The sequence below is a fragment of the Symmachiella dynata genome (assembly GCF_007747995.1).
Taxonomy (GTDB): Bacteria; Planctomycetota; Planctomycetia; order Planctomycetales; family Planctomycetaceae; genus Symmachiella; species Symmachiella dynata.
On sequence record NZ_CP036276.1, the window covers coordinates 3,501,605 to 3,514,617 of the forward strand.

The window sequence follows — 13,013 nt, forward strand, 5'->3', positions numbered from 1 at the left end:
AGTCGCGATTACTTCGCGGATTGTTGCTCACTCACATCATCGCGGCAATAGCGTTTTGCCAATACTTGGCCCATTATCACTAAACCACCGAACACATAAATGATCGTCATTGCCCGGATGAATTGGGACTTCCCCCAATGGACGTTGATTGCACCGTTAAAATGATCCACCCGTTCGACCAAAAAAGAATTCGGATCTTCCGCGTTTTGCAATTCGGTGAGATCCAGCTCTAACTTTGGAGTTTCCGTGACAGCACATTGCCAGGCAATGCAAGTCGCCATCACATAGACCATGAGGCCCCCCAGCGCATATCGGATCGTATGTTCTGTCGACAATTTCTTCTGTGATGCCCGGATGATCAATGCCAGATACCCTAGGTACATCAACGCGACCGCCCCCGCGATGAGCATGATCGTGCCTATGTTATCAGTGGAAGACATGAAGACAACTCCTTATCTGAGCGGTGAAACGCAACCCGTCTCCAAGGGGAGCCCCTAAAAAACAATTGGAGTCGCCCTGTCTTGAGACTTCCTTAGCAGGTTGAACTTACGTCCGTCGTTGTATTTCATCCACACTGTCCGCCCATAGTTTTGAACGGCGCGGCGATGAACGGTTGAGCCATTGCGGCAAACGGCCTGCTGCGCACCAAAAAGCCATTGTTAATCCCATTGGAAGATACAAGAGAGACAATGGGAGCGTAATGAACAACCATAATGGATGTGCACGTATCCATTCAGGATAATGCTCAAAGACCCCACACCAAGTCGAGATCATTATCCAGACATAGAATGCAACGAGACCAATGGAGAAGCGGATCACAAGAAAGAGAAACCGCGCCATAGTGAAGCACCTCAGCAACTGTGGGAAAAGTGGTCTGTGATACCGGGGCGGGTAATACTATTAACATAGATACCACTTCTGACCAAGCCTTTCTGCTGGCAGACGGTGCGGGGCACTGTCTCTCCATCCGCAGCTTGGAGAGAAAGGTTATTTGCGCTTGCAAAGTTCCACTAGCTTTTCCGGGCGTTTAGGGCCATTCAATTCTTCAAGCAACTCACTGGGAAAATCACGAAAAGGATTCCCCCACCATTTTCGCATTTTCCGATTCCAAATTCGCCAACCGACGCCTGGAATCGCTTTACAGACATAGCGGGATTTTGCTTTTCCCATGATGTTGGTTGTAATAGTACCGTAGGGCAGGCTCCCGCCTGCCGTGCGTAATAGGCGACGCGGCTTGGTACGAGCGGCAGGCGGGAGCCTACTCTTGCTCAATATTTGCGAAAAAAAATTCCGCCAAGCACTTCGCCGTTTTTTTGAAGATCACCCATGAGCCAATTTCGGCTCCGGCCGTAAAAAACAACATCACAAAAAGATATGGCGCCTTGCCGATCCAGAAATCCATGAGAAACCAATAGGCTACCAATGGGCACCAAGGCAGCATGACTGCAATGCTGAACGCAGCCGATAACGCAAGCCATTTGGTTAGGAACCACGGCTTCATAGTGATTCCGTTCACATTGTCGATTGATTCACACATCTGACGCTCCAACCCGCACTGACACACTCGCCCCGTGCGCCGTTAGCCCTTCCTTGTCCGCCATGCGGCAAATATCCCCCGCATCTCCCCGCAAGCTGGCTTCGTCGTAACGGATGATCGACGAACGTTTCAAAAAGTCATTCGCGCACAATCCATTAGCAAAACGTGCGGTGCCGCCGGTCGGCAGGACGTGGGATGGCCCGGCGACGTAATCGCCGGCGGCGACCGGGGTGTAGTGCCCTAGGAAAATTGCGCCGGCGTTTTGGAGTTTGTCCAGCAGCGATTCCGGGTTAGCCGTGGAGACATGCAAGTGCTCCGGCGCGAGCAAGTCCGAGAGTCGGCACGCTTCATCCGCGTCGCGAGCCAGAATTAATGCGCCGTAATCCTCTAAGCTGGTGCGGGCTAAATCTCCCCGTTCCAGTTGCGCGAGTTGTGCTATCAACTCCGCCCGCACCGCCTCCATCAACGGTTGATGCCAGGTGATCATCACGCCGCTGCCGGGTGAATGCTCGGCCTGGGAAATCAAATCACTGGCGACAAAATCGGCCCGCGCCGTTTCATCGGCCAACACCACCACTTCGCTCGGGCCGGCGATGCTGTCGATGTCGACGTCGCCGAAGACGTGTTGTTTGGCCAGGGCAACGAACAGATTGCCCGGCCCCACGATTTTGTCGACCTGTGGAATCCCTTCGACCCCATAGGCAAGCGCCGCCACTCCCTGTGCTCCACCGACGCGAATGACTTCCGTAATGCCTAACTCATGGCAGGCGGCCAGAATGTCGACGTTGTATCCGCCAAAATCGGTCGGGGGCACAATGACGGCGATCTCCTGAACACCCGCCGCCTGCGCGGGGACAGCCGTCATCAATAGTGTCGACGGGTACGCCGCCGCTCCCCCCGGAATGCAGACCCCAATCCGCCGTAGCGGCAAATACCGCTGACCAAGCACCACCCGCCCTGCTCCGCTGGCACGTTCGATGCTGACGTCTTGATTAAGAATCGCCTGTTGAAATTCCAAGACGTTGTCACGAATCCGGCGAATAGTGGCCAGATATTCTTCATCGGCGGCGGCGTGGGCGTCAGCCAGTTCCTCGGCCGTCACCCGCATCGTGTCGACATCCAGTTCGCGGCGGTCCAGTTTGGCCGTATATTCCAGCACCGCCGGCAAACCTTGCGCGCGGACGTCGCTGCAGATCTTCTCGACGACCTGTTGTGGTGTGAGTGGGGCTCCAAACAAGTCGATCGTCCGCTGTCGCCCCGCAGCGGAGACGATATCCCCCCGCGGGCTGAGTTTGCGCCGCAACTCCGAGAGCGCCGCAATCGGGTCCTCGTTGTGGCAGTCGATGGTTTGGATATTGAGTGTTTGGGAGCTGGAATCGGTCATGACCGGGTGCCGTTTTGTGGGAATATACTCGGAAAAGAATCTTCGTCTCGCATCCTATACAGTGAGCTGGTGATGGTAAAGTTCGCCGACCGGGCCTCGCCGAACGGACGGCACCTGATTGATCAACGCCCGCTGGGCGACTAAAGTATCAATATCGCCCGAGCCAAGCGGCAAATGGCGAGCGGTATGCAATTGCCTGCCGGTACGGTTCCCCAACTAAAAGCCAACCAGGATAATGATCAAAATGCCCGACGCAATCATCGAAATGCGTAGCGATACCATGACCAAACCGACCCCCGCCATGCGCGAAGCGATCGCCAATGCCGAGGTGGGGGATGATATGTCGGGTGAGGATCCGACCGTCAACCGGTTGGAAGCGATGATTGCCGAGCGGTTGGGCAAGGAAGCGGCTGTGTTTGCCTGTTCGGGAACGCAATCGAATCAAATGGGGGTCCGCGTGCATTGTCGTCCGGGAGACGAATTGCTGATCGAGGCCTGGGGGCATATTGCCAGTTATGAAGCGGGTGGACCGGCGGCACTGAGTGGCGTGACCTGTCGGCCCATCATCGGCCGCCGCGGTCTGTTAGAAGTTTCTGATCTGGAAGGCCAGATCCACAACGACGATCAACACCTTTGCCCCACACGGTTGGTCTGCGTCGAAAACACCGCCAATCGCGGTGGCGGCGTCGTCTATTCATTGGGGGCCATGCAACAAATCGGCGCCTGGGCGCATGAAAACGGCTTGAAGGTCCACATGGACGGTGCGCGGCTGTTCAACGCCGTTGTGGCGGGAGGCTACACAGCACAGGAAATCTGCGAGCCGGTCGATACGATCTCCGTCTGTTTCTCCAAAGGTCTGGGCTGCCCGATGGGGTCGGCGCTGATTGGGTCCGAAGAAGAAATTCGCATTGCCCGCCGCGCCCGCAAATTATTTGGCGGTGCGATGCGCCAAAGCGGTATCGTGGCTGCTGCGGCGATTTATGCGTTGGAGAACAACGTCGACCGCATGCAAGAGGACCACGACAACGCCCGTGCATTCGCCGAAGCATTGTCACAGATCGAAGGCATCGAGATTGAAATGCCGGAAACGAACCTCGTGTTCTTCGACGTCGAGCAAGAGTACGGCACCGCCTTCGCTCTGTCGTCACGACTGCGAGAATTGGGCGTGAACATCAACCCGACCGGGCCGCAGTCATTGCGGGCCTGCACGCATTTGGACGTCACCCGCGAGCAGTCCCTCCGCGCAGCAGAGTTGATCGGCGATTGCCTGAGCAAAGGTCTGGCGGACGTCGCCGAAACCATCACCGGCGGCCCCTACGCCAGCCGGTGAGGCGATCGGGGCAAACGAACGACGTCTCCGGGAGGGTGAGGCTCCTGCCAGGACGTGTTGTACTCGAGGTAGGTGTAAGGCTTGAGGGATTGGGGTGCCCCTCAAACGTGGCAGACACCCTCACATTCTCACCACGGAACCCTGCAATTCGCTAGCCGTAGGTCTCTTGTCGCCCGTAAACGTTAGTCCCGTTTACGGGACTTGTCACGCGATTCGCGTGTATTAGCCCCGTCGTTTACGGCGGGGTCGCGCATGTCGTACCCATCGCAAAAATAAGCCTCGTTCACGAGGCTTCTCGCAGTTTGGCTTGAGCCAATGCCCACCCCGTCATAAATGACGGGGCTAATACCGCTGCGCGGGGCGCCCGGTGAACCGGGCTTGGGCATCCAGAGATCTCATTATCTAAATACGAAAACACTCCACTGTCTACGACAGCAGTTTCTCGCTATTGCCCCGCAACAATTCATCCACCCCCGGCTCGCAAAATGCGACGCCGACTTCGTAACCGCCGTTCGGGTATTCCGCGGCTGTGGGAATATACCACGGCCCGCCGTCGCCGTACGCGGCTGTGGCGACGAAACGGTTGGGGGCGAGGCTTTGCGCGTGGAGTTGGTATTCGATAAAGCACTCCGCCGGCAGATGTAGCAGTGCAATGTCGTTGACGTGCAGCGAACTGAGCACAATGGGAATCTGTTTCTCAACCCGCCGCAGCCAAGTTAGCATGTACGACGGCCGGTTGCGGCCCACGACCGCGTTATCGCGATTACTGATTTCGGCAACGAGATCCTCTTGTGACAAACTGGCGCGGGGCGTTGGTAGAATATCTTGTGTGTGCCACGACGCTTGTTGGATCGGTTGCGGTTTGAGCGACTCTTCGGATTTGACGATGCCGTCATACATCCGCTCGGTCAGAATCGGCCGCGCTTCATGGGAACCGTCGTTGTATTTCCCGGCGGCAATGTTGCCGGCGCACCCGGTGAAGTAGATGTGTGTGCATTCGGGTTGTTCGGCTTGGCGTTTTTTACGAGCCAAACCGGCGAAGTCGCTGCTCACGCGGCCGTCGCCGTAATAACTCATGGGGTGCGTCGCATAATAATGGCAGGATACCACCTTCTCGTCGCCGTCATAAAACGCGACCGTTTTCAGCCACGGATCGATCAATCCTTCGGGCAAAGCTCGCAATGCTTCATTCGTACAGCTGCTGCCACGCATGGCTTTGACTTTGCCGTTTTCGTCGCGAAACACACGACGGTTTGAGGCGACCTTTTCCACCTTGGCTTGCCCGTGGGCAACGTGCGTCACCGGCCGTGCGTTTTTCAATGCTTCTTTGATCGCCCCCCGACCCCGCTTTAAGCAATCCTCAAAATAATCCAGCTCCACAATGTGCGGCAGATCCCCCTGCTCCAGAATCAGCTTCTCCGCATCGAGGCAGGCAAAGGGTGCGTTGTGTTGATGTACGCATTGCACCGCAACCCGTTCCGGTGTCGTCCCGGCCGCCTCGGCTAAGGCCGTCCGCCATTGCACGTGCGCGTCATTCAATAGCCCCGTCCAGTCAACGGCGCACAGCACGATCGGTTTCCCCGCACCGGTGAGTACAAATCCAATCGCTTCCAGCGAGTCGTCGACCGCCTCAACCGGTTTGATCCACCCACCGCACAGCGAATGTCCCATTGGCGGCGTGACATCAAACCGAAAGGGAGCAATCGTCATTTTGCCGCTTTGTTCAGTCGACTCGGCAGCAAGTAAGGCTTCCATGCCCGAAAAAAGTGGCAATGCGGTTACCGCACCGAGGGACGTTTGCAGAAATTGGCGGCGATCAGAAGCGGGCATGAGGGCAGGCCTATTGAGATTGAAGGTGGGAGGTATCTAATGTCGTAAAACCATTGTAGACACCACGCAACGGCAGCGGCAACGCTCATTGCCAGTCGGGTCGCGCTCGTTATAATGGTAGGTGCATAGTTCTCGGTTTCCGCCAGCATGGCGCCCTCTTGAAATGAACGCGTAATGTCCGACTCCCTCCCCGTCCAATTGGTTGAAAAGCGTGACGCCTTGCTCGGCATTTTGTCCGGCTATGGGCGCGTGGCGGTCGCATTTTCAGCCGGGATCGACAGCACAGTGGTTGCCAAAGCAGCACAACTAGCTTGTGGAGACCGCGCGGTCGCAGTGACCGCCGATAGCCCCAGTCTCGCTGGCGGAGAATTGGAAGAGGCCAAACGCTTAGCAGCGCTCATCGGCATTCGCCACCAAGTCGTGCGGACCGAGGAATTTGAAAACAGCGATTACCTCAAAAACGCCTCCAACCGCTGTTACTTCTGCAAGACGGAGTTGTATACGCAGTTGGAAGGTTTGGCGCCTCAATTGAACGTTGATGTAATTGTCAATGGCGCTAACCTCGATGATCGCGGCGATCACCGCCCCGGCATGCAAGCGGCCAGTGAACACGATATTCGCAGCCCGCTAATCGAAGCTGAGTTCACCAAGGCGGACGTCCGTGCGTTGGCCGCCGATTGGGAGTTGCCCATCTGGGACAAACCGGCCAGCCCTTGCCTGTCCAGTCGCATCGCCTATGGACTCAGCGTGACTCCCGAACGCGTGCGCCGCGTGGATGAGGCGGAATGCTTCCTGCGTGAAGAGTTGGGCTTGCGTGAGTTACGTGTGCGTCACGAACCCAATGACCTAGCCCGGATCGAAGTCCCCGTTACGGCGCTTGCACGTTTTGCGAACGACGATATCCGTGACAAAATCACGACGCACTTCAAATCGCTGGGCTTCAAGTTCATCACGCTCGACCTAGAAGGTTTCCGCTCCGGCAGCATGAACAGCGTCCTGCCGCTCGAGAGCCTAACCATGTCCGCCAAGTGACCGATGCAACCGGCAAGTAATATTGCCGATCCGTAGCAGCATCATCCCTAAGGCAGGCTCCCAAAAAACAGCGACCAACGGAAGCGGCCCATCCCCCTCGAGCGGAAGCTCGCACCAAGCCGCCACGCGGTTAGAGTTCGTACATGCGGAAGTGGCCGAAGACGACTTCTTCGAAGACCGGTTTTCGGAACAATCCGTTGAGCTTGTTGCGGATTTTGCTTCGCAACGATTCAGTCATGGCGTCGTTCAGTTCGCCAACTGTTGCGCCGCGAGCAATCTCAGTCATTGCCGCCTTGATACGGTTGTGATAGCCACCTAAACGACGTTCGAAATGAATGACTTCGTCTTTCGTACCGCGCATGATCCCTGAGACTTCAAACTCCACCACGCGGATGCCTTCGCTTTCGGGAGTTGCCTTCGCGCGTTCCGCAGAACCACTGACCGAGGAAAACTCGCCGAGGTACACTTCTGTTGGTTCTTTGGTTTTTGCGGCTTGAGCCGATTGGCTAGCCTCGTCAGGGGCATGGTGTTCGCCGTTGACCGGGTTGCTAAACCACACAATCAGCCCCGCCACGGGAGCGAACACCAAACTGAGCGAGCCCACAATTTTGGCAATATCCCAGACGGTTTGGCGGCGACTGTTGGCCGTCATACGAGAACGAATGAGTGCTTGAAGTCTTTGCATAAGTGAGTCGCTGATTGAGTCGCTGAATCAGTCGGCGCAAGCGGGTCAATGACAGTTCCGGCAGACAATTGCCCACGTCGAACGACGTTAAATCGGGCGCACAATAAAACATAGCTCATGACCGAGCCCGATTTGGCGCAACGATCACCGGATTTCTTCAATTTGCAACGATTTTATTGCCGCAAAAATTCTCTGCGTCACCAGTCGTCACAAATTTCCCGGACCGCAGCGATCCTTTTGTTTTTTGCCCGCATTGGTGAAAAGTGCGTGGTACAATAGGGGGATTGTGTCGCTCGGGTGGATTTCCGCCGCCGCGATTTCCTACTCTCAATCGACCCAAAATCAGTGCTTTCCCTCGGAGTGAACGTCATGGCCCAAATCAACTCAATTTTTGCTCTCGCGTTTCTCGGCTGTGTTGCAGCCCTCCCCTTAGGGACGCAGTCGAATGTCGCTCACGCTCAAGACAACGACGCTTTCGCGCCACCGGCCGAAGCAGCGAATACTCCTCAATTGACCGAAGAGGAGATTCGTCGTGAATTGGACAAATGGAACGATCTGGAGATCACGCAACGCAAAGACAAGGCACGGCAGTTGATCGCCAAATATCCCAATACGCGCACCGCTCGGCTGGTACAACGTTATTTGGAAGAACTCGAACTTTACGACGAAGCCGCTCAAGCGCAGCGTGACATTGCTGCGGCGCGTGCGGCCCGCGTTCGAGAGTATTGGCGGCAACGGGTCGCGGCGGAATTGTCAACGGTCCCCAACTATCAAACGTTGCCTTTAGTGCGCCTGACCAACAAGGCCGATCAAGCCGTCCTGTTCCAGCTGCGCGGCTATGGCATGGGGTGGACGCGTCCCCGCTTGCTGTTGGCCGGGGCCTCTGAAACAGTGAATTATCCGGTGGAATATCGCCGGATCACGACCGCAGGCACCACGACCTATTTGCTACAGCCGGGCAATGAGTTCGTCTTCCGTCAATCCAAGCCGGACGAGATGCCGCGCCTTTATGAAGCTGCGGCAGCGCAATGATCGCATCGGCCTGCCGTGTGGAATCGTCGCATTTTGTCGTAGCCTGATGAATGCTGCCCCCTGAGACCGATATGGTCTTTGTGGGGCAACGGTGGCAACGAATTGAGATGAGGTTTGCAGCATGATCACGGATGATCTCTTGCGCAAAGGAACGGCGCAACACAGCCAGGGGCAACTGGTGGAGGCGACGCAGTCGTTTCGCGCCGTCTTGCGCATCAATCCCACGCATCAGGCGGCGACTCGATCACTGCTGAGCATTGCCAAACAACTCCGCCAACCGGCCTCTCAGTCGACGGCCGTTGTGGATCAGCAAATCGATCAAGAACGTCGCAAATACGAGCAGGTGTGGCAGTGCGACGACTACCGCCGATTTTCACCCGGTTTGCAGGGCGCGCAGCTGGTTGATCTCATCGGTTATTTCCGACAGCACCAGGTGCGGACAATTCTGGATGCCGGTTGCGGTTCTGGCCAGTTGATGCAACAAATCATGACCGAATTCCCCGAGGAATTCGATCTGCATGGATTTGACATCTCCGCGAATTGCCTCGATCCATTTTTTGATGCGATCCGCGACGAAATTCTCACCGTCGGTTGTCTGTGGAATTTGGCAGAATTCGGGGAGATCTATGATGGCGTGATCTGCACTGACGTCATGGAGCACATCCCTACGCATCAGGTCCCCGCTTGTTTGGAAAACCTGCGCCAGTGCACCGCGAAGGCCGCCTATTTCGGCATCGCCCTGTTTCCTGACGGCTACGGGCAGAAGATCCTGGGAGAACCATTGCATCTGACCGTCAAAGAGCCGCAGTGGTGGATTTCGGCGATCCAGCGCGCAGGATTCACCGTCACGAAGGCCATGGTGGAAAATGGTCCCCATGCGAATCCGATGTGGCTGCATGCACTGCTGACGGTTTGAATCGCAACGTCCCGAGCAACGATGTCCGGAACGTTCTCCTACCGATTCAGCGGCGATTTTGCGCGACACCCTGCGGCCGTAAGGCCACCTGATTGTGCGCCGCCGTACTGGGCCGTTCGTAGCCGAAGGTGCGGCAGTAGTCGTCGCATGTGCTCCAAACACGATTCACGAATGCGACCAACTCCGGACGACGCTCCAGCAAATGCCGCTCCGCCGGGCCATCGGCCAGCGGCACGCTTTCACCGGTTGGTCCGGGAATTTCGACGCCCACTATTTCAGACAACCGTTGCATCCCACCGGGGGCTGCCAACTCTTCGTAGCGGAGAAGAATGTGCGGACGCTGAGAGATTTCCATCAAGGCCGCTGCCGAAGTCCGTGTGCGGTGTTCGACGAACGAGCCGTCGATCGGAATTCCCATTCGCAGTGCGACATCAACGTGCGACAACACAACATCGCGAATATCGCGTACGCACAGAACCAGGTTGCGAGGCGGATAGGTTTCGAGCAACTGTTGCCAGCCCTCCAACCGCGTTGTCCGCAATCCCCATTGGGGAATGGCTGCAAGTTTCGGTAAGACCTGCACGTCGAAGAATTCTTGAAAGGTCAGATAATTTTTTCGTGTCCAGTCTTGCTCGTCAATTTCAATGCCGCACTTGCGCAGTTGTGTGTGAACGTGCCGAGCCCATTCGTGGCCCAGAATGGCCGGTTCGTCGAGGATGATGCGCTGATTGGGGATCGTCATCAGCTCGGCGATTTCGCGAGTCCCACAGCCGATCAAACCGAAGAGGGTGAAGTCCATACCGTAGTCGACTTCTTGGGGCGCTGTCCCCTCAGTCGCCCCATGTTTGATACGATATTTTGTGAGCACGCGTTTCGCCACGGCATTCTGCTCCGATTCATTGCCGTCGATCCGGTGGAGAGAAATCGGATGTGGGATCTTCACACAGCGGGCTTGTTCCCAGACCCGCAGAAATTGATCAAATTCGTGGCCTTCCGATAGCGACTCGTCATGTAGAAACTGTTGGGCCACACTTGTTCTCAGCATGTGCCCAGACTGCAGCGACGCCTCTGGACGATAGTTCAGCAGTTCCGTAAAGGATTCGGTTTGGTCGATTTGCGGCTCGCGTTTGATCGCTTCGCTACTTCCCTCTTGGAAGGTGTACAACTGACCCCAAATACCGTCGTAGTCGTCGAGAAATGGTTTGATGTCGCCCAACGCATTGGCGGCGAGCAGGTCGTTGGCATCGATACACAGCACCCAGTCCGCCCCGCGCGACGCGGCGGCTCCGACGGCAAGATTTCTGGCCTGGGACGGACTCATCGTGCCGTTGTGATCGTCGATCCGCAGCGCGATCAAGTTTGCAAAGCCGCCATTATTGGTTTGGTAGGCACGTTTGATCGACTCGGTGCACTGGACGTAGGCAGCTTCTTGTCCGCTGGCAACGAACGTCACAATGGCAATTGTGGATTTAGGCATGATCGCTCCGGCTTGGCGACGTTTGGCTAGTGACGAGGGGCTGATCAGGCAAAATTGTATGGCAGTGGGATTTGAGATACCCGCAGCAGAGTCACACAACCCGCGCAATCGTTACAACCCGTATCGACCGTCTCCCGCACGGGGCATGAAGTAATTCGCTAGGTTCAGCGGAGCAACGCAATTCGATCGGAAATGACCGATATCAATGGCATGCGATACGACGTTCTGAGGCTCCTACACAACTCAAGCGGTCTTGCGAGAAAACAGTGATATTGATAGGTTACGCGCGGATCGCATCTCAGAATCGGGGGTCTTCCGATCGGGCGGGATCCACACGTTCGTCGTTCCTGTGGGAACGGCCCCTGTCGCGTTCATGGATGATCTCGATTCACTTCGTCAAGGACCGGTCGACGGACCGGACAATACAGCGGTATGCGGTTTTTGGTTCTCGCCTATTCCTATCCCCCCACCGTCAATCCACGGGCCGTTCGCTGGGGTGCCATTGCCCAGCATTGGGCGGCAATGGGGCATCACGTCGACGTGATCAGCGGGTGGGCGCCGGGACAACCGCGTGAAGAAGGCCACGATCAACTCCATATTCGCCGCGTCGGAGGAAACCTCTCTGAACGCATGCGGGGTCTATTACGTCCGGGAGGGGCGATTGCTTCACCGGAATCGGATCGCCGATCGAGTGAATCGCCACGCACCGGCAGCCACCGGTTAAAAAAAATAGCGCGTGCTTGCCACGACGCGACTTGGAAGAAACTGTACTGGCCCGATTCCAATTGCCTGTGGCAGACGCCGGCGGTTAAAGCGGCGGGCCGATTGCTTGAGGAGCATCGCTACGATGCCGTCGTCTCGGTGTCGATTCCTTTCACCTCGCACTTAGTCGCATATCGTCTAGCTGCGCAGTTGCGCAACGCGGCTTGGCTGGTCGATGTCGGCGACCCGTTTTCCTTCATGGATCAGTGCACCCCGAACAATACGGCGTTGTATCGCGGAAAGAACACAGCCTGGGAACATCGCATCTTTCGTCGCTCATCGGTGGTCTCTGTGACTAGTGATGAAACAGCAGACCGTTATTGTGCTCTTTTCCCGGACTGTGCCGACAAAATTCATGTCATCCCGCCACTGGCAACGCAACCGTGTGGCCCCGTGAATGACAAATCTCAAACTGACCCCCTCAAATTGGTTTACACAGGCACGTTGTATCGCGACATCCGCAATCCCACCTTTTTGTTCGAACTGTTCGGGGAGATACTCAAATCGTCGCCGAAGCGGGGGTTGGAATTGCATCTGTACGGGCTCGTGAATGATTGCAGCGATATCGTTGCCACGTATCAACGCAAATTCGGCAGCGCACTACGAGTTCACGGAACCGTGCCACCTGCGGCAGCGCAACAGGCCGTTGCGAATGCCGATCTGCTCGTCAATTTGGGGAATTCCACCAGCTACCAGTTGCCCAGCAAAATTGTCGACTATGCGGCGACAGGAAAACCGATTCTCAATTTAACCACAATCGAACACGACAGTTCCGCAGCTTTCTTGCGAACCCATCCGGCGACATTGACGCTCCGCGACAACGAGTTCTTGGGCCACGGAAGAATGATCCGTGATGTGGTCAGGTTTATTACTGCGCCGCCCACTGTCAGTGCGTCAACGTTACGTCAATGGATGAGTCCCTTCACAATCGAAAACATCGCAGCCCGTTATCTAGAATTGGCCGTCCCCACAGAAACGGTTCACGCTCCCACAACGGTCTGGCAAAAAGCCGCATAAAAACTTCGATG

11 protein-coding genes are annotated in these 13,013 nt (G+C 56.3%); 5 read left to right on the top strand and 6 right to left on the bottom strand.

The annotated features are described in order from the left end of the window. Positions 1–8: 8 nt before the first annotated feature. The 3 genes from Mal52_RS13490 to hisD all read right to left on the bottom strand — a co-directional run bounded on the left by Mal52_RS13490 (position 9) and on the right by hisD (position 2,921). Positions 9–440 (bottom strand): hypothetical protein, encoded by a 432-nt coding sequence (locus Mal52_RS13490; protein ID WP_145376731.1) that lies wholly within the window; start codon positions 438–440, stop codon positions 9–11. Between the two features lie 818 nt (positions 441–1,258). Then, a complete protein-coding gene (locus Mal52_RS13500) occupies positions 1,259–1,501 on the bottom strand; it encodes a hypothetical protein (RefSeq protein WP_231962655.1) in 243 nt (80 codons plus the stop codon). A gap of 28 nt (positions 1,502–1,529) precedes the next feature. Continuing rightward, a complete protein-coding gene (gene hisD, locus Mal52_RS13505; RefSeq protein WP_145376734.1) occupies positions 1,530–2,921 on the bottom strand; it encodes a histidinol dehydrogenase in 1,392 nt (463 codons plus the stop codon). A 244-nt stretch (positions 2,922–3,165) separates the two neighbouring features. Here hisD and Mal52_RS13510 point away from each other — a divergent pair, with 244 nt between their 5' ends. Next, positions 3,166–4,251 carry a threonine aldolase family protein gene (locus tag Mal52_RS13510; protein ID WP_145376735.1) on the top strand — a complete coding sequence of 362 codons (1,086 nt, stop codon included), beginning with the start codon at positions 3,166–3,168 and terminating at the stop codon, positions 4,249–4,251. Positions 4,252–4,677: 426 nt separating this feature from the next. On the opposite strand, the gene Mal52_RS13515 is transcribed toward Mal52_RS13510, so the two are convergent. Beyond that, the gene (locus tag Mal52_RS13515; RefSeq protein ID WP_145376736.1) at positions 4,678–6,081 is read right to left on the bottom strand and encodes a hypothetical protein; all 1,404 of its coding nucleotides are present in this window, start codon (positions 6,079–6,081) and stop codon (positions 4,678–4,680) included. 174 nt (positions 6,082–6,255) lie between these two features. Between Mal52_RS13515 and larE the strand changes: the two genes are divergently transcribed. After that, on the top strand, positions 6,256–7,113 hold the full coding sequence (gene larE, locus Mal52_RS13520; RefSeq protein ID WP_145376737.1) for an ATP-dependent sacrificial sulfur transferase LarE: 858 nt from the start codon (positions 6,256–6,258) through the stop codon (positions 7,111–7,113). Positions 7,114–7,243: 130 nt separating this feature from the next. Here the strand turns inward: larE and Mal52_RS13525 are convergent, their stop codons facing one another. Further along, a complete protein-coding gene (locus tag Mal52_RS13525) occupies positions 7,244–7,798 on the bottom strand; it encodes a hypothetical protein (protein ID WP_145376738.1) in 555 nt (184 codons plus the stop codon). A 369-nt stretch (positions 7,799–8,167) separates the two neighbouring features. On the opposite strand from Mal52_RS13525, the gene Mal52_RS13530 reads away from it, so the two are divergent. Both Mal52_RS13530 and Mal52_RS13535 read left to right on the top strand, forming a co-directional pair. Then, on the top strand, positions 8,168–8,830 hold the full coding sequence (locus Mal52_RS13530) for a hypothetical protein (RefSeq protein WP_145376739.1): 663 nt from the start codon (positions 8,168–8,170) through the stop codon (positions 8,828–8,830). Positions 8,831–8,951: 121 nt separating this feature from the next. Then, complete coding sequence (locus Mal52_RS13535; protein ID WP_145376740.1) at positions 8,952–9,746, top strand: class I SAM-dependent methyltransferase; 795 nt, start codon at positions 8,952–8,954, stop codon at positions 9,744–9,746. Between the two features lie 46 nt (positions 9,747–9,792). Here the strand turns inward: Mal52_RS13535 and Mal52_RS13540 are convergent, their stop codons facing one another. Further along, positions 9,793–11,223, bottom strand: coding sequence for a glycosyltransferase family 2 protein (locus tag Mal52_RS13540; RefSeq protein WP_145376741.1), 1,431 nt, complete (start codon positions 11,221–11,223; stop codon positions 9,793–9,795). A gap of 432 nt (positions 11,224–11,655) precedes the next feature. Here Mal52_RS13540 and Mal52_RS13545 point away from each other — a divergent pair, with 432 nt between their 5' ends. Next, entirely contained in the window at positions 11,656–13,002 is a 1,347-nt protein-coding gene (locus Mal52_RS13545; protein WP_145376742.1) for a glycosyltransferase, read from the top strand. Positions 13,003–13,013: the final 11 nt, after the last annotated feature.

What these genes read in the sequence shown, in the direction of transcription:
- Mal52_RS13510 (WP_145376735.1), top strand. Translation starts at nt 3,166, where the DNA reads ATGCCCGACGCAATCATCGAAATGCGTAGCGATACCATGACCAAACCG.
- Mal52_RS13545 (WP_145376742.1), top strand. Translation starts at nt 11,656, where the DNA reads ATGCGGTTTTTGGTTCTCGCCTATTCCTATCCCCCCACCGTCAATCCA.
- Mal52_RS13515 (WP_145376736.1), bottom strand. Translation starts at nt 6,081, where the DNA reads ATGCCCGCTTCTGATCGCCGCCAATTTCTGCAAACGTCCCTCGGTGCG.
- Mal52_RS13490 (WP_145376731.1), bottom strand. Translation starts at nt 440, where the DNA reads ATGTCTTCCACTGATAACATAGGCACGATCATGCTCATCGCGGGGGCG.
- Mal52_RS13525 (WP_145376738.1), bottom strand. Translation starts at nt 7,798, where the DNA reads ATGCAAAGACTTCAAGCACTCATTCGTTCTCGTATGACGGCCAACAGT.
- Mal52_RS13530 (WP_145376739.1), top strand. Translation starts at nt 8,168, where the DNA reads ATGGCCCAAATCAACTCAATTTTTGCTCTCGCGTTTCTCGGCTGTGTT.
- hisD (WP_145376734.1), bottom strand. Translation starts at nt 2,921, where the DNA reads ATGACCGATTCCAGCTCCCAAACACTCAATATCCAAACCATCGACTGC.
- Mal52_RS13535 (WP_145376740.1), top strand. Translation starts at nt 8,952, where the DNA reads ATGATCACGGATGATCTCTTGCGCAAAGGAACGGCGCAACACAGCCAG.
- larE (WP_145376737.1), top strand. Translation starts at nt 6,256, where the DNA reads ATGTCCGACTCCCTCCCCGTCCAATTGGTTGAAAAGCGTGACGCCTTG.
- Mal52_RS13500 (WP_231962655.1), bottom strand. Translation starts at nt 1,501, where the DNA reads ATGAAGCCGTGGTTCCTAACCAAATGGCTTGCGTTATCGGCTGCGTTC.
- Mal52_RS13540 (WP_145376741.1), bottom strand. Translation starts at nt 11,223, where the DNA reads ATGCCTAAATCCACAATTGCCATTGTGACGTTCGTTGCCAGCGGACAA.